Raw genomic sequence first — 21,490 nt, 5'->3', positions numbered from 1 at the left:
GGGTGCGCGCCGGTGCGGGTTCCGGGGACGGCGGGTCCGGGTGGAGCGAGGGACGCCCTGGCTGCGTCCTGCGCAGCGAAGGTGACCCTCGCTCCCTCGCGGCGCGCCCCGGTCTGCGGAGCGAGGGACGCCCTGACTGCGTCCCACGCAGCGAAGGTGACCCTCGCTCCCTCGGGAGCCGGCTCGACGCGCGCCGGAAGATCAGGGCGCGGCGAGCGTGGCGCCGTTGCGGGCGGCGCCGCGAGGCGTGGTGGTCGTCGTCGGCCCGGTGGTGGGGTCCGTGGTCGGGCCGGTCGTGGGCTGCGTGGGCGCCGTGGTCGGTGCGGTGGTGGGCACCGTGGGCGGGACGGTCGACGGCACGGGCGCGACGGTCGGGACCGGGCGCGTGGTGACGTCGCTCGTGATCGGGCTGCGGGTCGTGGTGTCGCGGACGGGGGTGTCGTCGCCCTCGTCGTCCGACGACGACGCGGTGTCGTCGGAGGACCCGGTCGAGCTCGACGACCCGGCGGGCGGGGCGACCGCCACCGGCGGACCGGCGGGACGCTCCGGGGTGGTGAGGCCGGAGACGCCGACCTCCTGGGGCGTGCCCGGCCCCTCGGTGGCCCAGAGCACGAACCCCGAGGCGGCCGCGAGCGCGATCGCGGCGCCGCCCAGGGCGGCGAACTGCACGCTGCGCCCGGCGCGGCGCGCCCGCCGCGACCGGCGACCGCCCCCGTCGCCGACCGCGGTGCCAGCGGTGCCAGCGGTCCCGGCAGTCCCGGCGGCGCCCGCCGTCCCCGCGGCCGGGGCGCCCGGCGCGGCGCGGGGCGCGGGGACGGGCGGCGACACGGGGACGGGCGGCGACACGGCCGGGCCGGCGGCGTCGGTCGTCACGGCGTCGGAGGCGGCCTCCGCGCCACCCCCGGGCACGACGAGCGGGACGATGCCGGTCTGGTCCTCGTCGACGTGGCGCAGCGCCTCCGCGACGTGGGCGAGCGACTCGGCGGCGGTGCGCGCCGCGACCCGGCCGGCCGCCATGTCAGCGAGCTCCTGGTCCAGCGCCGGCGCGCCGGGCACGCGGTGGTCGAGGAGCGTGAGCAGGGCGCGACCGAGGTCGGCCACGTCGTCGCCGGGGTGCGGCGGGCGGGCGTCCGGCACCGCGGGGTCGGTCGGCGGGACGGGGCGCAGGGCCGCGGTGAAGCCGGTGAGCCAGGCGTACGGCGCGCCCGGCGTGCCGCCCACCACGACGCTCGCGGGCCCGATCCCGCCGTGCACGACGCCGCGGGCGTGGGCGTGGGCGAGCGCGGAGGCGAGCTGGGCGCCGATCTCGGCCAGCGCGAGCGGCGACCAGCCGGCGCGGTCGGCCGCGGGGTCGAGCGGTCGCCCGGCGACGCTCTGGAGCACCAGCGTGCTCTCGGCGCCCTCGGCGAGCCCGTCGACGTCGAACACCTCGACGAGGTGGGCGTGGTGCAGCCCGGCGAGACGGCGGACCTGCTCGGTGCGCACCACGAGGTCCTCGCCCCGGACGGGCGGCAGGGTGACCATCGCGACCTCGCGGCCGAGGACCGCGTCCAGGCCACGGGTGGCGGCGTCGACGGCGCCCGGGGTCTCACTCTGCGTCCCCGGTCCTGGGCCGACCGTGGCGGCAGCGTCGCCCGTCGGGACGCCAGTGGCGGGGGTGTCCGGGGACGCCGCGTCGGGCTCCGTCGCCACGTCGCACCCCCTCACCTGGTCGTGCTCCACCGGACGAGTGAGCACGGGGGATCACGGTAGCGCCTGAAGTCACGCTCAGTCGACCGGCCTATCGGAGACAGCCGACCAGCCGAAAGGACGAGATCCATCCTCCGAAAGTCGAGGGGCCCGGGAGCTGCCGCTCCCGGGCCCCTGGCCCCACGTGGTGGAGGTGCCGGGAATCGAACCCGGGTCCTCCGATCAGCAATCAGGACTTCTCCGTGCGCAGTCCGCCTCGTCTCTCCTCGGATCCACCGGGCCTGCGGACGGGCCGGTGTGACGATCCCAGTCGCTGTGAGGTGTCCCGCCGGACCCCGCGACCGGGTCCGACGGTGGAGTCACCTAGCTGATGCCGGCGACCGGGCCGGTGACGAACCCGGGCCGACAGACTTCCCTACCCGCTACTCAGGCAGCGAGCTGGAAGTCGCGCTGAGAACTCTCGGCGCTTATTTCTTTGCGACGCATGGTTAACGAGATCATCGTCGCCTTCCTCGGCACGCTTCTCCTGATGAACCACTCGGAGTCGAAACCAGTCACCCCCTCGGTCCCGCGCGGTGCGGGCCCACGATCATAACGCCGACCGGCGCCCGGTTCATCCCACCGGGGTCGGGCCGCCGGAGAGCAGGCGGGCGGGAGTGTCGTGCAGCACCGAGCGCAGGAACGACGCGCCGAGCCGGTCGTCGGCCGCTGCCCAGCCTGCGATCGCCGCCAGCTGCTCCCAGTAGCCGTACGGGATGTTCGGGAAGTCGGTGCCCAGCACCACACGGTCGGCGACGTCGGCGAGCCGCGCGGGCCAGTCGCCGGGCACCGGGGCGAACTCCTCGGTGTAGGGCGTCCCGACCATCGTCGTGTCGAGGTGGACGTTCTCGAAGCGGTCGACCAGCTCCAGCGTCCGGTGGTACTCCGGCAGCCCCGCGTGGGCGATCACCGCCGTCAGCCGCGGGTGGCGCTCGAGCACCTCGGTGAACACGTCCATCCCCGTGTACGTGCCCTGCCGCGGCCCGTCGCCGCAGTGGACGACCGCGGGCACGCCGGCCTCCGCGATCAGCCCCCAGGCGCGGTCGAGCCGCGGGTCGCGGGGGTCGAAGTCGCCGACCTGGACGTGCACCTTCACCGCCCGCGCCCCGGCCTCGAGGGCCTGGCCGAGGTAGGTCGTCACCGACTCCTCGGGGTAGATCGTCGCGGTCGGCACCGCCTCGGGCACCTCGGCCGCCCACTCCAGGGCCCACGACGTCAGCCACTCGCCCATGCCGGGCTTGTGGGGGTACACCAGCGGCGCGAACGTCCGTACCCCGAACCCGCGGAGCAGGTCGATGCGGGTCTGCTCGGGCTCGCGGTAGTGGATCGGCCACGGCCGGCCGTAATGGTCCTCGGCCCGGTCGAAGAACGCCCAGACCTTCTGCAGCATCCGGTCGGGCAGGAAGTGCACGTGCAGGTCGACCAGTCCGTCGACCCCGGTCGACGCGACCCAGGCGGGGATGTCCGCGTCGTCGATCGGCGGCGACCCCAGCGGGTCCCGATTCATGAGGTCCGGCTCCCCCTATCGGCGTGCTCCTCCCATTGCTCCGCGTCCCGGCGCGGGCTCACCACCCCTTGATCCGCCGACCGACGATCCGCTCGGCCTCGCGCTTGGCGTCACGCTCGGCCATCGCCTCGCGCTTGTCGTGCTTCGCCTTGCCGCGGGCGAGCGCGAGCTCGACCTTGCACTTGCCGCCGCTGAAGTAGATCGAGAGCGGGACGAGGGTGTGCCCGGTCTCGCGCGTCTTGCCGACCAGGCGCGCGATCTCGGACTTGTGGAGCAGCAGCTTGCGCACGCGCCGCGGCTCGTGGTTGGTCCAGGAGCCGAAGTCGTACTCCTGGATGTGCAGGCCGCGCAGCCACACCTCGCCGTCGTTGACGGTGGCGAACGCGTCGTTCAGCGACACGTGCCCGGCGCGCAGGCTCTTGACCTCGGTGCCCTGCAGGGCGATCCCCGCCTCGTACACGTCGAGGATCTGGTAGTCGTACTTCGCCTTGCGGTTCGTCGCGACGACCTTGCGGCGCTCGTCCGGGCGGTTGCTGCTGGCCTTGTTCGGCAGTGTCTTGGCCACGACAACCTCCTCTACGTGCGGACGTACAACCTCAGGGTCACGTACCCCGTGGCCGTGGCGATCACCGCGCCGACCACCACCAGAACAGGACCAACGTAACCGAGCACGTCGGTCATCCCGATCGGCGGGATCGTGTTGGCGAGCAGGCGTCCCGACAGCAGCCGGTCGAGGAAGAACACCTTCCCGGCCACGAGCCCGCCCGTCGCGAGGACGGCCCCGACGACGCCGGTGACGATCGCCTCGATGAGGAACGGGACCTGCGTGTACCAGCGTGTGGCGCCGACGAGGCGCATGATCCCGACCTCGGTGCGCCGCGTGAACGCCGAGAGCTGGATGGTGTTCGAGATCAGCAGCAGCGCGGCGACGGCCTGCACCACCGCGAGCCCGAAGGTCACGTTGCGCACGCTGCCGAGGAACGAGAACAGGTCCGCGACCGTGCTGCGCTGGTCGACGACGTTGCGGACCCCGGGCTTCCCCGTGAACTGAGCGACGATCTCGGCGCCGCGCAGGGGGTCGTTCATCGTCACGCGCAGGGTCGCGGGCAGGCTCTGCGGGCGCACGAGCTGCAGGATCGACTGGCCCGCGTAGATGCGCTGGAAGCGCGCGAACGCCGCGTCCCGGCTCTCGTACTCCACCGACGCCACCAGCGGGTTCGCCTCGAGGTCGCGCCGCAGGTCGGTGCACACGGGCGTCGAGCAGTCCGGGTCGTCGGCGCTCGTCGGCTCGTCGAGCGCCACCTGTACGGCGATCAGCGAGTAGTAGAGGTCCTCGGTGCGGTCGATCGTGCGCACCGCGAGCAGGCCGGCCCCGAGCAGCCCCAGCGAGATCGCCGTCGTGATGATCATCGCGATCGTCATCGTCAGGTTGCGCCGCAGCCCGACGAGCGCCTCGCGCCAGACGAACAGCATCTAGCGGACCACTCCGTAGACGCCGCGGTCGTCGTCGCGGGCGAGCTTGCCCGACGACAGCTCGACGACCCGCCGGCGCATGCTGTCGACGATCTGGCGGTCGTGCGTGGCCATGAGCACCGTCGTCCCGGTGCGGTTGATCCGCTCGAGCAGCGTCATGATCCCCGTCGAGGTCTCCGGGTCCAGGTTGCCGGTGGGTTCGTCGGCCAGCAGCACCAGGGGCCGGTTGACGAACGCGCGCGCGATCGCGACCCGCTGGGCCTCGCCGCCCGAGAGCTCCGCGGGCATCCGGTCGGCCTTGCCGGCGAGGTTGACCATGTCGAGGACCTCGGGCACCACCGTGCGGATGGTGTGCCGCGGCTTGCCGATGACCTCCAGCGCGAAGGCGACGTTCTCGGCGACCGTCTTGTTCGCCAGCAGGCGGAAGTCCTGGAACACGCAGCCCATCCGCTGGCGCAGCCGCGGCACCCGGCGTCGGGCGAGCCGGCCCACGTTCCAGTTGGCGACCCACACGCTGCCGCCGGTGGGGAGGTCCTCGCGCAGGAGCAGGCGCAGCAGCGTCGACTTGCCCGAACCGGACGGGCCGATGAGGAAGACGAACTCGCCCCGCTCGACCTCCACGCTGACGTCGTCGAGGGCCGGCCGCGTGGAGGTCGGGTAGACCTTCGAGACGTTCTCCAGCCGGATCACGGTCCGTGATGCTACTGACGGCCCGTGATCTCCCCGGCCGGGGTCGGGGCGGTCAGGGTCGTCAGGCCGCGGACTCCGTCTGCTTGCGCCAGCGGATGCCGGCGTCCAGGAAGTCGTCGATGAACCCGTCGAGCACCTGGCTGGTCTGCGAGGTCTCGTGGTTGGTCCGCAGGTCCTTGACCATCTGGTACGGGTGCAGGACGTAGGACCGCATCTGGTTGCCCCAGCTGGAGCCGGAGTCCTTGAGCGAGTCGAGCAGGGCGCGCTCCTCGGCGCGGCGGCGCTCGAGCAGCTTCGCGGCGAGCACCGTCATGGCGGTCGCCTTGTTCTGCAGCTGGGAGCGCTCGTTCTGGCAGCTCACGACGATGCCGGTCGGCAGGTGGGTCAGGCGCACCGCCGAGTCGGTGGTGTTGACGCCCTGCCCGCCGGGACCGCTGGAGCGGTAGACGTCGACCCGCAGGTCCTTCTCGTCGATCTCCACGTGGTCGGTCGACTCGACGACCGGCGCCACCTCGACCCCGGCGAAGCTCGTCTGGCGCCGCCCCTGGTTGTCGAACGGCGAGATGCGCACGAGCCGGTGGGTGCCCTGCTCCACGCTCAGGGTGCCGTACGCGTAGGGCGCCGAGACCTTGAACGTCGCCGACTTGATGCCGGCCTCCTCCGCGTAGGAGGTGTCGTAGACCTCGGTCGGGTAGCCGTGACGCTCGGCCCAGCGCAGGTACATGCGCAGCAGCATCTCGGCGAAGTCCGCCGCGTCGACGCCGCCCGCCTCGGCCCGGACGGTGACCAGCGCGTCGCGCTCGTCGTACTCGCCCGAGAGCAGCGTGCGGACCTCGAACGACGCGACGTCGGCCTTCAGCGAGCCCCGCTCCTCGTCGGCCTCGCCGCGCAGCTCCGTGGCGTCGGAGCCCTCGGACTCGTCGGCCATCTCGTAGAGCGTGCCGAGATCGTCGAGCCGCGAGCGCAGCGACTCGGCGCGGCGCAGGTCGGCCTGCTTGTGCGTGAACGCGCTCGTGAGCTTCTGCGCGGTCTCGACGTCGTCCCAGAGGTCCGGCGCCGCGACCTGCTGCTCGAGCTCGGCCACCTCGCGCCGCAGACCCTCGAGGTCCATCGCCGCCTCGACGCTGTCGAGGGAGGCGGCGAGGTCCTTCAGCTCGGTCGCGGTCGCGTCGTCCACTCCCCCAGCGTAATCGCCCGGTGCGGCGGCACCGCCGACACGGGAGGCGCGAACCGAGAGCAGTGCTCTTGCGCTGGCGGGCCGGCGCATGCATCCTCAATTCGGAGAGCATTGCTCTCGCAACGGAGCACCGATCTCGGAGGAGACCGTCATGGAGGTCCTGATCACCGGCGCCACGGGCGCCACCGGCGCCGCGACCCTCGCCGCGCTGGGCACCGACGTCACGCCGCGCCTCATGATCCGCACGCCGGAGCAGGCGCGGCGGTTCCCCGGGCGGGCGACGGCCGTCGCCGACCTCGACGACACCGGCGCGGTGCGGGACGCCCTCGACGGCGTCGACGCCGCCTACCTCGTCACCTCGTCCTCCGAGCAGGCCGCCGAGCACCAGGTCCGGTTCGCCGACGCGGCCGTCGCCGCCGGCGTGCGGCGGCTGGTCGTGCTGTCCCAGTACGCCGCCGCCCCGGACTCCCCGGTGCGCTTCCTGCGCTGGCACGCCGCGGTCGAGGCCCACCTCGCCACGCTGCCGATCGAGCGCGTGGTGCTGCGGCCCAACCTGTTCTTCCAGGGGCTGCTGGCCTTCGCCGGCCCGATCGCGCACCGCGGGCGCTTCGGCGCCCCGATCGGCGGGGCGGCCGTGAGCGCCGTCGACGTCCGCGACATCGGTGCCGTCGCCGCCGCGGCGCTCGTCGAGCCCGGCCACGCCGAGGCGACGTACACGCTGACCGGGCCGCGCCCGGTGACCCACCCGGAGATCGCCGAGGCCCTGGCCGCCGCCACCGGCCGCCCCGTGGCCTTCGACGACGTCCCGCCGGCCGCCTTCGCCGCGGCACTCGCGGGCGCGCTGCCGCCGTGGCAGCTCGAGGGCCTGGTCGAGGACTACGCCCACTACGCCCGGGGCGAGGCCGCGACCGTCGACCCGGCCGTCGAGCGGATCACCGGCCGGCCGGCGACCGACGTGCTCGCCTTCGCCCGCGACCACGCCGCGGCGTTCACGGCCGCGGCGTAGGGGTCAGGTCTCGCCCAGCACGAACGCCTCGCGCTCGGCCGGCGTCCCCTCGCGCAGCGCGAGCACGGCGGCGAGGGTGATCAGGCAGACGACCACCATGTACACCGACACCGACAGCGAGGTGCCCGTCGCCCCGATGAGTGCCTGGGCGGCCAGCGGGGCGAAGCCGCCGCCGATGATCGCGCCGAGCGCGTAGGCGAACGAGGCGCCGCTGTAGCGCACGTCGGCGGGGAAGAGCTCGGCGTACGCGGCGGCCTGCGGGCCGTACGTGAGCCCGAGCCCGACGCCGAGCCCGGCCACGGCGAGCAGCATGAGCGGCAGCGACGCCGTGTCGAGCAGCAGGAAGAACGGGAAGCACCAGACGAGCAGGGCGATCGTCCCGATCAGGTAGACGCGCTTGCGGCCGACGCGGTCGGACCACGCGCCGCCCCACACGATCACGACACCCCACACGACAGCGCCCACGATCCCGACGGCGAGCATCGTCGTGCTGGAGAGCTTCAGCGTGCGGGTGCCGTACGAGGTGATGAAGGCGATGAGCAGGTAGCCGATCATGTTGTTGGCGATGAAGAGCCCGATCGCGATCAGCAGGGCGCGGGGCTGGTCGCGCAGCACCGTGAGCATCGGCGCCGAGCGGCGGGCCCGCTGCTCGCGCAGCCGGGTGAACACCGGGCTCTCGCTGACCCGGGCCCGGACGAACAGCCCCACCCCGACCAGCAGGATCGAGAGCAGGAACGGGACGCGCCAGCCCCAGGCGAGGAACTGCTCGCGACTCGTCGCCGACGACGCCACGAGGAAGACGACGTTGGCGAGGATCAGCCCGAGCGGCACCCCGATCTGCGGGTAGGTGCCGAAGAAGCCGCGGCGTCCGGGCGGCGCGTGCTCCACCGCCATGAGCGCGGCCCCGCCCCACTCGCCGCCCGCCGACAGGCCCTGCAGCAGGCGGAGCGCGAGCAGCAGGATCGGCGCCGCCACGCCGATGGACGCGTAGGTGGGCAGCAGGCCGACGCCGGTCGTCGACAGGCCCATGACCAGGAGGGTGGCGACGAGCATCTTCTTGCGCCCGACCCGGTCGCCGAGGTGGCCCGCGAGGATCCCGCCCACCGGGCGGGCGACGAAGCTGACGCCGATGGTCGCGAAGGACGCGAGCAGCGCGGTGCTCGGGTCGAGCGCGGTGAAGAACAGCTGGGAGAACACCAGCCCCGCCGCGGCGGCGTAGATGAAGAAGTCGTACCACTCGATGGTGGTGCCCACGAGGCTCGCGAGGGCGACCCGGCGCACCTCCGCCGGTGACGGCTCGGCGGTGCTGCCGGTGGTGCTCGACGGGCTCTGCGTCATCGCGGACTCCCTGCGGTGGTCGGTGCGCGGACCGTAGCCAGACGCACCGACCACCCGGAAGGGATCAACCGCCCGCGACGGGCTCGTAGCGGCTGAAGCGCCGGGTGAAGCTCGCCGTGCCCGACGTCAGCGCCCGCAGGTCCACCGGGTAGCGCAGCAGCGCCTGCTCGGGCACCTCCGCGCGCACCCGGGTCGAGCCGGGCTCGCCGGGCTCGGTGCCGACCACCCGGCCGTGCCGGGACGCGAGGTCCCCGAGCACCGCCCCGAGCTGGGCGTCCTCGACGGTCACCTCGACCTCGTAGAGCCGCTCCATGACGACGGTGCCCGCCGCGGCGACGGCCTCCTTGATCGCCATCGAGCCCGCGGTCTGGAACGCCTGGTCCGACGAGTCGACGCTGTGCGCCTTGCCGTCCACCAGCGTGACGCGCACGTCGACGACGGGCCGGCCGGGCGTGACGCCCGCGTCGAGCTGGGCGCGCACGCCCTTCTCGACCCCGGGGATGTAGGCCCGCGGGATCACCCCGCCGACGATCTTGTCGACGAACTCCACGCCGGAGCCCCGCGGCAGCGGCTCGATCTCGATGCGGCAGACGGCGAACTGCCCGTGCCCGCCGGACTGCTTGACGTGCCGCCCGAGCCCGGACGCGGGGCCCGCGACCGTCTCCCGGCCGGGCACCGCCACGTCCGTGACCTCGACCGTCGCCCCGGCCGCCCGGAGGCGGGCGAGCACGACGTCGGCGTGGGCCTCGCCGGTGCACCACAGCACGATCTGGTGGGTGTCCTCGTTGCGCTCGACGCGCAGCGTGGTCTCGGTGGCGGCCAGGCGCGCCAGCCCCCGGGCCATCGCGTCCTGGGCCGACCGGTCGGCCGCGGTGACGGCGACGGGCAGCAGCGCCTCGGGCAGCTCCCAGCCGTCGAGGCCCACGGGGTCCTCGGCGCCGCACAGGGTGTCGCCGGTGCCGGCCGCCCCGAGGCGGGTCAGGGCGCACACGTCGCCCGCGACGCACCACGGCACCTCGCGCAGGGTCGCCCCCAGCGGGGCGTACACGCGGGAGACGCGGATGGTCTCGCGGGACGCGCCGGTGGCCGCTTCCGCCTCGCCCGTCGGGTCCGTCCCGTCGCGCGGCGCGGGGACGCGCAGCGGGTCGCCGCACACGGTCAGCGTGCTGTCCGGCCGCAACCGCCCCGAGAACACGCGCACCAGCGAGACGCGGCTGCCCTGGGCGTCGGTGCCGGTGTGCAGCACCTCGGCCACGACGGGCCCGTCCGGGTCCGGCAGCACCGGGTCGTGGCCGGCACCGTCCGGGCCGTGGGCGGGCAGCGGCCGGTGCGCCGTGGGGGGCGGGACCGCGTCGACGACGAGGTCGAGCAGCGTGTCCAGCCCGGCGCCGGCCGGCGCGCTCACGCCGGCCACGGGGACGAGGGAGCGCCGCGCGACGGCGGTCGCGAGGTCGTCGCGCAGCGCGGCGAGCGACACCGGCTCCCCGGAGATCCAGTTCTCGAGCAGCGCCTCGTCCTCGCTCTGCTCGATGAGCGCCTCGACGAGCTCGCGCCGCAGGCCGGACGGATCGAGCTCGTCGTCGTCCTCGGCCGTCGGGTCGGGCCCGTCGGGGTCGAGCAGCGGGCGGACCCCGGTCACGGAGCCGTCGGCACCCCGCTCGGTGCGTGTCACCGGGACGAGGACCTCCCCCGACCCGGCGGCGACCTCGCGGCACGTGGCCAGCGCGGCGGCCTCGTCGGCGCGCGCGTGGTCGAGGCGGGAGAGCACCAGCATCGCGGGCAGCCCCGCGCGCCGGCACTCGGCGAGCAGCGCCGAGGTCGGCGCGGCCACGCCGTCCGCGGCGTCGGCGGTGCCGACGACGAAGAGCACCGCGTCCGCGGCGCGCAGGCCCGCGCGGACCTCGCCCAGGAAGTCGGGGCACCCCGGGGTGTCGACGAGGTTCACCTTGATGTCGCGGTGGGTCAACGACGCCACCGACGGGGCGACCGAACGCTGCTGGCGGCGGGCGTCCGGGTTGTGGTCGGTGACCGTGGTCCCCGCGGTCACCGAGCCCGCGCGCGGGATCGTGCCCGTCGCCGCGAGCAGCTCCTCGATCAGCGTCGTCTTGCCCGAGGCCATCGGCCCGACGATCGCGACCGAGCGCAGGGCGGCCGGGTCGTCGGGCGCGGGATCGCCCCCCGAACCCCCCGATCGCCCGTTGCGTGCTCTCCGGGCGCCGTCGCCCGCCTTCGTTCCGCTCATCTGGACCACCCCGGCTGCGGCTCGGTGTCGGCGCGCCATCGCGCCGACACCGTCAGTTCACCGGAGTGACCGAGATCACGACAAGGGCTGGTCCATGGTCAGCACCGCGAGTCGCTCGCGGTGCTCGGCCGCCGAGCCGAACAGCGGCGCCCGGCGGCGGGCACGCTTGTAGAAGAAGTGCGCCTCGTGCTCCCAGGTGAAGCCGATGCCGCCGAAGAACTGGATCATCGCGCCGGTCGCGTCCCACGCGGCGCCCGCGGCCTTCGCCTTGGCCACGGCCACCGCGACGTCGGCGCCGGGGTCGCCCGGCTCGCTCGTGTCCAGGGCGTGCGCGGCGAAGAGCACCGCGTGCTCGGCCATCGTCACCCCGACGTGCAGGTCGGCCATCGTGTGCTTGATCGCCTGGAACGACCCGACGGGGACGCCGAACTGCTTGCGGTCGCGGTCGTAGTCGATGGTGCGGGTCAGCGCCTCGCGCGCGACGCCCACGAGGTCGGCCGCGGTGAGCACCGCGCCGCGGGCCATCAGGGCGCCGACGGCCGCCGCGCCGGACAGCGTGCCGCCGGTGAGGGCTTCGGCCGGGGTGTCGGCGAGCTCGACGGCACCGACCCGGGCCGTGCCGTCGTAGGTGCGCTGGTCGCGGACCGCCAGGCCCTCGGCGCCGGCCTCGACGAGGTAGAGCCCGGGGACACCCTGGGCGTCGGTCGCCGCGACGACGACCAGCCCGGCGACCGCGGGGTAGTCGACCGGCGAGGCCGTGCCCGAGAGGCGCTCACCGGACGCGTCGACGGTGATCCCCCGGCCGTCCCACGACCCGGCCTCGCCGCGCAGCGCGACGGTGCCGACGGTCTCGCCGGCGGCCAGCCCGGGCAGCCAGGCGGCCTGCTGCTCCGGCGAGCCGGCCAGCCGCAGGGCCTCGGCGGCGAGCACGGACGTGGTCCACGGGCCGGGCGCCACGGCACGCCCGAGCTCGCGGGCGATCACCTGGGCGTCGAGCAGCCCCAGGCCCAGCCCGTCGTGCTCCTCGGGCACGAGGACGGCGAGGGCGCCCTGGTCGGCGAGGCCCTTCCACAGCGTCACCGGGTGCCCGTCGCCGTCGGGGTCCTCGACCACCGCCCGCACGGCGTCGAGGTCGAAGCGGTCGGCGACGAAGTCGCGGACCGTCTCCGCGAACGCCTGCTGTTCGTCGGTCAGCGCGAAGAACACTTCTCGGGGCTCCTCTGCGGTGTCTACCGCGGCAGGCCGAGCACGCGCTCGGCGACGATGTTGCGCTGGACCTGGGACGAGCCGCCCCAGATGGTCACCGACCGCGACCACATGGCCTGCGCCTGGTACGGCGTGAGGTCGACGTCGGGCCGGGGCGCGGCGAGCGAGGCCTCCGGGCCGAGGACGTCGTCGAACGCCTCCCAGAGGTCCTGGAAGGTCTCCGACCACTGCAGCTTCGTCATCGACGACTCGGAGCCGAGGTCACGGCCCTGCTCGACCTGGGTGAGGATGTGCATCGCGTGGTAGCGCAGGCACTCCAGCTCGACCAGGCACGCGGTCAGCTTCTGGCGGGCCACCGGGTCGTCCGAGCGCCCGAAGTGCTTGGCCTGCTCGACGATCTCGTCGTACTGGCGGCGGAACTCGGTGTACTGGCCGACGCCGGACGCGCCGCGCTCGAAGGAGAGCAGCAGCATCGCGGTGCGCCAGCCCTGCCCGATCTCGCCGAGACAGTCCTTCGCGGGGACACGGGCGTCGGTGAAGAACACCTCGCCGAACTCGCTGGCCCCGCTCATCTGTTTGAGCGGGCGGGCCTCGACGCCCGGCTGGTCCATGTCGATCAGCATCATCGACAGGCCCTTGTGCCGCTCGGAGCCCGGCTCGGTGCGCACGATCGTGAAGATCTTGTCGCCGTGCACGGCGTTGGTGGTCCAGATCTTCTGGCCGTTGACGACGTAGTCGTCGCCGTCGCGCACGCCGCGGGTGGACACCGCCGCGAGGTCGGAGCCGGCGCCGGGCTCGGAGAAGCCCTGGCACCAGATCACCTCGTTGCGCAGCATCGGCCCGATGATCTCGGCCTTCTGCTCGGGCGTGCCGATCGCCATGATCGTCGGGGCGAGGAACGTCAGCCCCAGCACGTTGACCGTCTGCGGGGCGCGGGCCCGGACCATCTCCTCGTCGTAGATGGCCTTCATGCCCGGCGTGCCGCCACGGCCGCCGTACTCGGTCGGCCACTCGATGCCGGAGAAGCCCGCGGCCGTCTTGGACGCCTCCCAGTCGCGGCGCAGCCGGAACGACTCGGCGTCGTCGAGGGAGCGCCAGAAGCCCGGCTGCGTCCACTCCTGCGGGATGTTGGCCGCGAGCCAGGTCCGCAGCTCGGTGCGGAACTGCTCCTCCTCGGCGGTGTAGCTCAGGTCCACGGGCGCCACTCTGGCAGAAGCCCCCGCGACTCCGCAGGGCCGGACTACCGGTCGGTAATCACGTCAGGGCCGGCAGCGCACGAGGCCCCGGTCGGACTTCAGCGTCAGGATGCGCCGCGCGCTCTCCTCGAGCCGCCCGGCGAAGGCCGGGTCGCGGTCGGCCTCGGCGGTCAGCGCGTCGACCATCGGCGCGACGTCGGACGGCTTGATGGTGAGCACCTGGTCACCGCCGGCCTCGACGAACCGCACCGCCCGCTGCCCGACCGGCACGTCGCTCACCGCGGCCGCCGCCCCGACGTCGTCGGTGGTCACGACGCCCCGGAAGCCCAGGCGGCCCCGCAGGAGGTCGGTGATCACCGCCCGGGAGAACAGCGCCCGGTTGTCGGGGTCGATCCGCGCGTAGATCGCCGAGGACATCATCACCGCGGGCGCGCCCGCCGCGATCCCGGCGCGGAACGAGGCCAGCGCGGGGTCGTCGACGGTCGTGGCGCGGTCGGTGGCGCCGGCGAAGTCGGTGTTCTCGCGGACCTTGCCCAGGCCCGGGAAGTGCTTGAGCGTCGTCCCGACGCCGCCCTCGCCCATCCCGCCGACGAAGGCCGACACCGCGTCGCCGACCCGCGCGGGGTCGGTGCCGAAGCCCCGGCCGAGCGCCCCGACCGGCTCGTTGGCCTGGCCGAGGTCCGGGTCGACGACGTCCGCGACCGGCGCGAGATCGAGGGTGACGCCGGCCGAGGCCATCTCGCGGGCCCAGTCGCGGGCGTCGGTGCGCAGCCCGCCGACGTCGCGTCCCTGGGTGACGGCCGGCGGGATGCGGCTGAAGCCCTCGCCCGCGAGGTCCTGGACGCGGCCGCCCTCCTGGTCGACGGCGATGGTGACCGGGATGCGCGCGGTCTGCTGGATCTCCCGCACGGTCGCGGTCACCTGGGTCGCCGAGGCCTCGCCACCGGCGGCGTCGGTGAGGATCACCCCGCCCGCGCCCTCGGCCAGCGCCGTCCGCCCGGCCGCGGTGAGCCCGTCCGCCGGCACCCCGGCCATGATCAGCTGGGCGGCGCGTCCCCGGGCGTCGAACCCGGCCACCACCCGGTCCACGCACGCCGCGGCGGGGTCGGCCGGCGGCTGCCCGGGCGGGGTCGCGGAGCGGGCGCTCGGGCCCCCGGCGTCGGCCGGGCCGGTGGTCGGGGCCGGCGCCGGCGGCGGCGGCTGCTGCCCGCAGGCACCGAGGGCGGCGACGGCGACGAGGACGGCGACGGCGAGGAGAGCGCGGCGGGCGGCGGGCATCGGGGCGTGATTGTGCCGGAGGGGCGAGGATGGTCCGCGATGACCGCCACCCGCCAGACCCGCACGCTGCACGGCGCCCGGATGTCCTACGTCGAGGCGTGCCCCGACACGACGGCGGGGGACGGCGATCCCGAGGTCGTCGTCCTCGTCCACGGCATCGCGGGCAGCGCCGAGACCTGGGACCCCGTGCTGCGGTCCTACGAGCGCACCGGCTGCGACCGGTTGCTCCTGGCTCCCGAGCTGCTCGGGCACGGCGAGTCGGCCGGCATGGGCGGCGACTTCTCGCTCGGCGCCTACGCCAACGGGCTGCGCGACCTGCTCTCCGTGCTGGGGCACCGCCGGGTCACCGTGGTCGGGCACTCGCTCGGCGGCGGCGTCGCGATGCAGTTCGCGTACCAGTTCCCCGAGATGTGCACCCGGCTCGTGCTCGTCTCCTCGGGCGGGCTCGGCCGCGGGGTGAGCCCGCTGCTGCGGGCGGCGTCGCTGCCGGGCGCGGAGTGGGTGCTCCCGGCGCTCGCCTCCGCCGGGCTGCTCGGCCTCGGAGCGGGTGCGCTGCGCCTCGCCGCCGCCCTGCCGTCCTTCGGCGACGAGGCCGTGTCGCTGCGCGAGACCGCGCGCCACGCGGCGTCGCTGACCGAGCGGGCGCACCTGGACGCGTTCGTCGACACCGTCCGCGCCGTCATCGGCCCGCGCGGGCAGCGGGTCAGCGGCACCGAGCGGCTCTACCTCACCGAGGGCCTGCCGACCATGATCGTCTGGGGTGAGCGCGACCCGGTCATCCCCGTGGGCCACGCCCACCGGGCCGCCACGCTCGTCCCCCACGCCCGTCTCGAGCTCTTCGGCGGCGCGGGGCACTTCCCGCACTGCGACGAGCCGGAGCGGTTCGCCGCGCTGCTCACGGACTTCTGCGACACCTCCGCGCCCGCCGAGCTGGACGTGGGGTCCATCGGCCCCCGGGTCGCGTCACGGGGCTGAGGGCTCGGCGCTGAGGGCTCGGGGCTGAGGGCTATGGCCTGTCGGCGCGCGGGTGCCGGCACTGGTAGGCCAGCGCCGGCGGCAGGTTGCGCCACACCGTCGGGGTGACGGTCACCTCGGCGAACTCCTGCTCCAGCACGGCGCGGAAGCGGCGCTGGGTGGGGAAGCGCGTGACGTGGCTGTAGGCGAACGTCGTGAACGGCGCACCCGGGGCGAGCACCCGGGTGACCTGCTCGATGATGCCGCGCTGCGCCGACTCTGGGAACAACGTCCACGGCAGCCCGCTGATGGCGGCGTCGACGCGGTCGACCCCGACGTCCGCGAGCAGCTTCTGCAGGTCAGCCGCGTCACCCTGGAGGACCTCGAGCCACGGGCGGGTGCGCCGCAGGTGCTCGACCATGCCGGGGTCGATCTCGACGGCGAGGTGCCGCGCGCCCTCGGGCAGGCGCCGGCGCAGGGCCGCGCTGACCACGCCGGTGCCGGGGCCGAGCTCGACGACCACCGGGTGGCCCTCGGCGGGCGCCACCGAGGCCAGGAGGTCGGACAGGGCCCTCCCGCTGGGGGCCACCGCTCCGATGACGGCCGGGGCACGCACGGCCGAGGTCACGAAGGTCATGAAGTCGCGGACGGGACTCACGATGGACACAGTGGCAGCTCCACGGGGCCGACGCCCACCCGGGAGCCCGGGGTGCGCAGAGCGCCACACCCTCCCGGGGGCGGCGCGCCTGCGCCGACGCGGAACGGGGCGGCTCAGCCGACCCGGAACGGCGACTCGATGAGGCCGTCGACGACCCGCATGAGGATGAACGTCACGAGCAGCAGGATCATGATCGACAGGTCGAGGCTGATGTTGCCGATCCGGACCGCCGGGATGAGCCGCCGCAGCAGCTTGACCGGCGGGTCGGTGACCATGAACAGCACCTCGAGCCCGGCGGCCGTGGCCCCGGCGGGCCGCCAGTCCCTGGCGAAGCTGCGCACGATCTCCACGACGAGCCGGCCGACCACGAAGAGCCACAACAGGAAGAGCGCGTAGTACACCACGAGCCACACCGCGTCCATGCGCTCCAGAGTGCCTCATCCGCCGGCGGGACCGGCACGCAGGGACCGGGCAGGACGGGACGCGGCGGGACGGTCCGGGCACGTCACACGGGTCTCGGCGCCGCGGTGGGTGCGTCGGCTCCCGCCCGGACCCCGGATTGGCTACGGTCGGCGGTCGCTGCCGGGAATCGCCGAAGGAGGAGACGTGGTCGTCCTGGTGCCCGTCGACGAACGGCTGACGGGCCCCGGTTCCCCCGGGCTGGCCGCGGTCCGCACCCTGGGTGTCGAACCGCTGGTCGACGCCGTCCTGCGGTCCGAGGCCGAGACGCCGGCCTGCCCGGGGCCGGCGACGACCCCGAAGCAGCCCCGGACGTTCTTCGCGGTCGACCCGCGCGACCACCAGGTCGTCGGCACCTGCGGGTTCCAAGGGCCCGTCCGCGCCGGCCGGGTGGAGATCGCGTTCTGGACGTTCCCGCCGTTCGAGGGCCGCGGCTGGGCGACGGCCATGACCCGCGCGCTCGTGGCGAAGGCGTTCGCGGACCCCGACGTGCAGACCGTGGTGGCCCACACCCTGCCCGAACGCGCCCCGGCAGCGAGCGTGCTGACGGCGACGGGCCTCGTGCGCGTGCAGTCGCGGCGACGCGACGAGTCCGGGAAACGGGGGCGGGTGTGGCGCTGGGAGGCCCATCGCCCGAGCCGTCCGACCGTCCCGGTGGGGTGAGCAGGTGATCCTGCACCTCTGCACGGCCGCCCAGCTGGAGGCCGCCCGCGCCGACGGGGCGCGCCGGCCGCCGTCGCTCGACGAGGTCGGGTTCGTGCACTGCTCGGATCCGGGCACGGTGCACCTGCCCGCGGGGTACCTCTTCCCCGGGCGCACCGACGTCGTCGTGCTCGCCGTCGACACCGACCGCCTCGCCGCGCTCGGGGTGGCGGTGCGCTGGGAGCCCGGTGTCGGCCCGCAGGGCGGCGAGGACCCGCGGGGGCCGTGGTTCCCCCACGTCTACGGCCCGCTGCCCCTGGACGCCGTCGTGGCCGTGCACCCGCTGGTGCCGCAGCCGGACGGGACGTTCCGACCGCCGCCGGAGATCGCGGGCTGACGGTTCTCTCCCCCACACGACGACGGCCCCCGGGACCGTGGTCCCGGGGGCCGTCTCGCGCGTAGCGGGGACAGGATTCGAACCTGTGACCTCTGGGTTATGAGCCCAGCGAGCTACCGAGCTGCTCCACCCCGCGTCGGGTGGCCCGTCGCCCTGGGCCGGGGGATCCCGACGGCCGGATCACTCCGGCGCCGGTGTCGTAGCGGGGACAGGATTCGAACCTGTGACCTCTGGGTTATGAGCCCAGCGAGCTACCGAGCTGCTCCACCCCGCGCTGCGTTGTGTCCGTAACTCTACAACTCGGCCCGCGGGGGTCCGGGACGGGGGGTGGGTCGCGGTGGCTCGCCACCCCCCGTCGAGCCCGATGGTCGAGCTCCGGCTCCGCTTCGTCTCCCTGCCGGTCAGTTGCCCGTCCCGGCCGCCGCCCCCGCGGGCGTCGTCGGCGTCGACGGCGCGGCGCCCGTCGCCGAGCGGAACTGCGCGATGGCGGCGTCGAGCGCGGCCTCGGCGTCCCCGATCCCCCGGAAGTCCCGGGCCGCCTGCGCCGTCCCGAGCCGGTCGAGCGCGTCGTTCATCGCCGTGATGGCCTCGGTGAGCTGCGGGCTCAGCGTCTGCCCCGGCGTCCCGGCCGGCAGCGGACCGCCGCCGGTGTTCGCCCCCGGCTGGGGCGTCGGCGACTGCTGGGCCGTGCCCAGCCCCGGCACGGTGAGCCCCGGCGGCAGCGGGACGCCCTGGAACGCGGCCTGCAGCGCGCCCTGCAGCGTGGGCGCGTAGCCGATGTCGCCGTTGTTGAAGCGGGCGATCACGCCGAACAGCTGCGGGAACGAGGTCTGCGCGTTCCGCTCGACGTAGATCGGCTCCACGTAGAGCAGACCGCCCGCCACGGGCAGCGTGAGCAGGTTGCCGTACTGCACCTGGACCGGCGTGCCGGACTGCCGCAGCGTGAACAGCCCGCCGTTGACCGACTGGCTGGTCAGCAGCTCGGCCTGGACCTGCTGCGGACCCTGCGGCCCGCGTTGGTCGCCGGTGAGCTGTGCCGGGAGCTCGAGCACGGTCATCTGGCCGTAGTTCTCCGGCTCCGAGCTCACCGACAGGTACGCCGAGAGGTTCGGCCGCGACAGCGCCAGCAGCGTGCTCGTCATCTGGAACTGCGTGTCCGGCGGCGCGCCCGGACGCGGGTCCCCGGCGAGCAGGTAGTACGGCGGGATCGCCGCGTTGGCCTCGCGGGTCGGGTCCTCCGGGACGGTCCAGAAGTTCTGGGTGGAGAAGAAGTCCCGCGGGTTCTCGACGTGGTAGCGCGTCAGCAGGTCGCGCTGGACCTTGAAGATGTCCTCCGGGTAGCGGAAGTGCGACCGCAGGCTCGGCGGGATGTCCGCCGACGGCTGCACGACGCCCGGGAAGACGCCCATCCAGGTCTTCAGCACGGGGTCCTGCTCGTCGACCGCGTACAGCTTCACCTCGCCGCTGTAGGCGTCGACGGTCGCCTTGACCGAGTTGCGCATGTAGCCCACCGAGCCGGCCGCGGAGGCGGGCCGCAGCGAGTCGTCGGTGGCCTGCCCGAGGTCGACCTGCTGCGCGTAGGGGTAGCGCGGCAGGGTCGTGTAGCCGTCGACGATCCACTGCAGGCGGCCGTCGACGACCGCGGGGTACGGGTCGACGTCGGTGCGCAGCCAGGGCGCGACCTTCTCGACGCGGTCGACCGGCGTGCGGTTGTACATGATCCGCGAGTCGGAGCCGATCGAGCCGTTGAACAGGATGTTCCGCTCGCCGTAGGCAGCGGCGAAGACCAGACGGGACGCCCAGTTGCCCAGCGACACGCCGCCGGGGCCGTTGTAGGCCGACGCCGGGCGCCCGGGCCCGTCGTACTCGCCCGGGGTCGAGCCCGGGTTGCCGCCGACGATCGCGTAGTCGTCGGCCCCGCCGAGGAACTCGCCGTAGTAGATGCGCGCGCCGTCGGGGCTCAGGTTGAACGGACCGGGGTTGCTCGAGTCGCTGACCTCGAACGCCGGCAGACCCCCCTGGCTGGCCTCGGCGTTGCTGGGCACGTTGACGCGGTCGGCCGGGGCCGACACGAGGCCCTGGCCGTGGGTGTAGACGAGGTGGCGGTTGATCCAGTCCTGCTGGTTGCCGATCAGAGCGTCCGGGTTGATCTCGCGGGCCGCGAGCACGAAGTCCTGGCGCTGGTTGTTGACCGTGTAGCGGTCGATGTCGAGCAGCGGCGAGAACGAGTAGAAGTTCGTCAGCTGCTGCTGGACGGCGAAGGTGCGGTTGAGCCGCGACGGGTCCTGGATGCGGATGTTGTTCAGCGTCGCCTGGCTGTTGGCCACGTCCTGAGGCGGCACCGCGGCGTTGCCCGCCGCCGTGGCGACCTGCGGGGCGTAGGGCACCGTCGTGACGTTGCCGAGGTTGAACGCCTGCCGGGTCGCGTCGATGTTGCGCGAGATCGACTCGGCCTCGCGGTCGATCGCGTTCGGCCGCACCGAGAACTGCTCGAGCACCGCGGGCCACGCCGCCCCGACCAGCACGCTGGAGAGCACGAGCAGGGCGAGCGCGATCGCCGGGATCTGCAGGTTGCGCAGCACCACGGCCGAGAAGAACGCCGCGGCGCAGATCACCGCGATGATCAGCAGGATGAGCTTGGCCGGCATCGCCGCGTTGAGGTCGGTGTAGGTGGCGCCGAAGAAGTTGGCGCCGCCCTCGGCGGCCTTGCGGTCGGAGAAGAGCAGTTCGTAGCGGTCGAAGAAGTAGGCGACGGCCTTGAACAGCACGAACGTCCCGGCCAGCACGGCGAGATGGGCGCGCGCCGCGGGCGCGACGGCGCCGCTGCGCCCTGCCAGCCGGATGCCACCGAAGAGGTAGTGGGCGACGAGCGCGGCCACGAAGCTCACCGCGGTCGCGACGAACAGCCAGCTCAGCAGCCACCGGTAGAAGGGCAGCTGGAACACGTAGAACGAGATGTCGTGGCCGAAGACGGGGTCCTGCACGCCGAAGGGCACCGAGTGCAGGAACGTCTGGACGGTCTGCCAGTCGGCCTGCGCGGAGAGCCCGGCGATGAGCGCGACCACCGCCGGGATGCCGATCGCGAACCAGCGTGGCCGCGCGAGCACGACCGTGCGGTAGCGGGCGACGGGGTCCTCGGCCGTCGTGCCGGCCACGGGCACGAACACCGGGCGCACCCGGTAGGCGATGACGAGGTTGAGCGCGAGCAGCCCGCCCATGAGCACCGCGGCGACGACGAACTGCAGCACCCGGGTCCACAGGATCGTCGTGAAGACGCCCCGGAAGCCGACCTCGCCGAACCAGGCCCAGTCGACGTAGACGTCGACCAGCCGCGCCCCGCCGAGCAGCACCACGAGCGCCACCGCGCCGACGATCAGCAGCGTCTTCGTCCGTCGCGACAGCTGGGGGGTCGCCGTCGGGGGCCGGTTGGCCACGGGGTCACACTCCAGGACTTGCCAGATCGGGGGCCGGACACGGGTGCCCGGGGCACGCGTGCGACCGCCACTCTACGAACACGGTGTGGGGTCGCCGTGGTCCGC

The 21,490-nt window shown here is 74.1% G+C and carries 18 protein-coding genes, 2 tRNA genes and 1 other RNA gene; 4 read left to right on the top strand and 17 right to left on the bottom strand.

Translation table 11 applies throughout. The features are described 5' to 3' along the window. Positions 1-201 precede the first annotated feature (201 nt). From QSK03_RS19120 to prfB, 7 genes are all read right to left on the bottom strand, one after another. Entirely contained in the window at positions 202-1,692 is a 1,491-nt protein-coding gene (locus QSK03_RS19120; protein ID WP_285655221.1) for a protein kinase family protein, read from the bottom strand. Positions 1,693-1,874: 182 nt separating this feature from the next. Then, positions 1,875-2,251: a transfer-messenger RNA gene (ssrA, locus tag QSK03_RS19115) on the bottom strand. A 51-nt stretch (positions 2,252-2,302) separates the two neighbouring features. After that, entirely contained in the window at positions 2,303-3,235 is a 933-nt protein-coding gene (locus tag QSK03_RS19110; RefSeq protein WP_285655218.1) for an amidohydrolase family protein, read from the bottom strand. A gap of 58 nt (positions 3,236-3,293) precedes the next feature. After that, complete coding sequence (gene smpB, locus QSK03_RS19105; RefSeq protein WP_285655215.1) at positions 3,294-3,800, bottom strand: SsrA-binding protein SmpB; 507 nt, start codon at positions 3,798-3,800, stop codon at positions 3,294-3,296. A gap of 11 nt (positions 3,801-3,811) precedes the next feature. Continuing rightward, a complete protein-coding gene (gene ftsX, locus QSK03_RS19100) occupies positions 3,812-4,708 on the bottom strand; it encodes a permease-like cell division protein FtsX (protein WP_285655212.1) in 897 nt (298 codons plus the stop codon). After that, positions 4,709-5,398, bottom strand: a complete 690-nt coding sequence (gene ftsE / locus QSK03_RS19095; RefSeq protein ID WP_285655209.1) for a cell division ATP-binding protein FtsE — start codon at positions 5,396-5,398, stop codon at positions 4,709-4,711. 61 nt (positions 5,399-5,459) lie between these two features. Further along, the gene (gene prfB, locus QSK03_RS19090) at positions 5,460-6,575 is read right to left on the bottom strand and encodes a peptide chain release factor 2 (protein WP_285655207.1); all 1,116 of its coding nucleotides are present in this window, start codon (positions 6,573-6,575) and stop codon (positions 5,460-5,462) included. Positions 6,576-6,726: 151 nt separating this feature from the next. Between prfB and QSK03_RS19085 the strand changes: the two genes are divergently transcribed. Next, entirely contained in the window at positions 6,727-7,581 is an 855-nt protein-coding gene (locus tag QSK03_RS19085; protein ID WP_285655204.1) for an NmrA family NAD(P)-binding protein, read from the top strand. Between the two features lie 3 nt (positions 7,582-7,584). Here the strand turns inward: QSK03_RS19085 and QSK03_RS19080 are convergent, their stop codons facing one another. The 5 genes from QSK03_RS19080 to QSK03_RS19060 form a co-directional block, all read right to left on the bottom strand. Beyond that, the gene (locus QSK03_RS19080; protein ID WP_285655202.1) at positions 7,585-8,919 is read right to left on the bottom strand and encodes an MFS transporter; all 1,335 of its coding nucleotides are present in this window, start codon (positions 8,917-8,919) and stop codon (positions 7,585-7,587) included. Positions 8,920-8,983: 64 nt separating this feature from the next. Beyond that, positions 8,984-11,161: an elongation factor G gene (locus QSK03_RS19075; RefSeq protein ID WP_285655200.1), complete on the bottom strand. Its 2,178-nt coding sequence runs from the start codon at positions 11,159-11,161 to the stop codon at positions 8,984-8,986. A 75-nt stretch (positions 11,162-11,236) separates the two neighbouring features. Further along, entirely contained in the window at positions 11,237-12,367 is a 1,131-nt protein-coding gene (locus QSK03_RS19070) for an acyl-CoA dehydrogenase family protein (RefSeq protein WP_285655198.1), read from the bottom strand. Between the two features lie 23 nt (positions 12,368-12,390). Further along, a complete protein-coding gene (locus QSK03_RS19065) occupies positions 12,391-13,563 on the bottom strand; it encodes an acyl-CoA dehydrogenase family protein (protein ID WP_285655196.1) in 1,173 nt (390 codons plus the stop codon). A gap of 63 nt (positions 13,564-13,626) precedes the next feature. Continuing rightward, positions 13,627-14,841 carry a glycoside hydrolase family 3 N-terminal domain-containing protein gene (locus tag QSK03_RS19060; RefSeq protein ID WP_285655194.1) on the bottom strand — a complete coding sequence of 405 codons (1,215 nt, stop codon included), beginning with the start codon at positions 14,839-14,841 and terminating at the stop codon, positions 13,627-13,629. Between the two features lie 39 nt (positions 14,842-14,880). Here QSK03_RS19060 and QSK03_RS19055 point away from each other — a divergent pair, with 39 nt between their 5' ends. Continuing rightward, positions 14,881-15,816 (top strand): alpha/beta fold hydrolase, encoded by a 936-nt coding sequence (locus tag QSK03_RS19055; RefSeq protein ID WP_285655192.1) that lies wholly within the window; start codon positions 14,881-14,883, stop codon positions 15,814-15,816. 31 nt (positions 15,817-15,847) lie between these two features. Here QSK03_RS19055 and QSK03_RS19050 read toward each other — a convergent pair whose 3' ends face one another. Both QSK03_RS19050 and QSK03_RS19045 read right to left on the bottom strand, forming a co-directional pair. Further along, complete coding sequence (locus tag QSK03_RS19050; protein WP_285655190.1) at positions 15,848-16,453, bottom strand: class I SAM-dependent methyltransferase; 606 nt, start codon at positions 16,451-16,453, stop codon at positions 15,848-15,850. Positions 16,454-16,566: 113 nt separating this feature from the next. Then, complete coding sequence (locus QSK03_RS19045) at positions 16,567-16,875, bottom strand: YggT family protein (protein ID WP_285655188.1); 309 nt, start codon at positions 16,873-16,875, stop codon at positions 16,567-16,569. A gap of 184 nt (positions 16,876-17,059) precedes the next feature. On the opposite strand from QSK03_RS19045, the gene QSK03_RS19040 reads away from it, so the two are divergent. Together QSK03_RS19040 and QSK03_RS19035 are read left to right on the top strand one after the other, a co-directional pair. Further along, complete coding sequence (locus tag QSK03_RS19040; protein WP_285655183.1) at positions 17,060-17,575, top strand: GNAT family N-acetyltransferase; 516 nt, start codon at positions 17,060-17,062, stop codon at positions 17,573-17,575. 4 nt (positions 17,576-17,579) lie between these two features. Next, positions 17,580-17,951, top strand: coding sequence for a DUF952 domain-containing protein (locus QSK03_RS19035; RefSeq protein ID WP_285655180.1), 372 nt, complete (start codon positions 17,580-17,582; stop codon positions 17,949-17,951). 62 nt (positions 17,952-18,013) lie between these two features. On the opposite strand, the gene QSK03_RS19030 is transcribed toward QSK03_RS19035, so the two are convergent. The 3 genes from QSK03_RS19030 to QSK03_RS19020 all read right to left on the bottom strand — a co-directional run bounded on the left by QSK03_RS19030 (position 18,014) and on the right by QSK03_RS19020 (position 21,385). Beyond that, positions 18,014-18,087: transfer RNA gene (locus QSK03_RS19030), tRNA-Met, on the bottom strand. 64 nt (positions 18,088-18,151) lie between these two features. Continuing rightward, positions 18,152-18,225: transfer RNA gene (locus tag QSK03_RS19025), tRNA-Met, on the bottom strand. A gap of 127 nt (positions 18,226-18,352) precedes the next feature. Continuing rightward, positions 18,353-21,385: a UPF0182 family membrane protein gene (locus tag QSK03_RS19020; protein WP_285655177.1), complete on the bottom strand. Its 3,033-nt coding sequence runs from the start codon at positions 21,383-21,385 to the stop codon at positions 18,353-18,355. Positions 21,386-21,490 lie beyond the last annotated feature (105 nt).

It is taken from the genome of Actinomycetospora sp. NBRC 106375 (genome assembly GCF_030269665.1).
Classification (GTDB): domain Bacteria; phylum Actinomycetota; class Actinomycetes; order Mycobacteriales; family Pseudonocardiaceae; genus Actinomycetospora.
The sequence above is the reverse complement of the archived record's forward strand: the minus strand, read 5'-3'. Positions and strand labels throughout refer to the sequence as shown.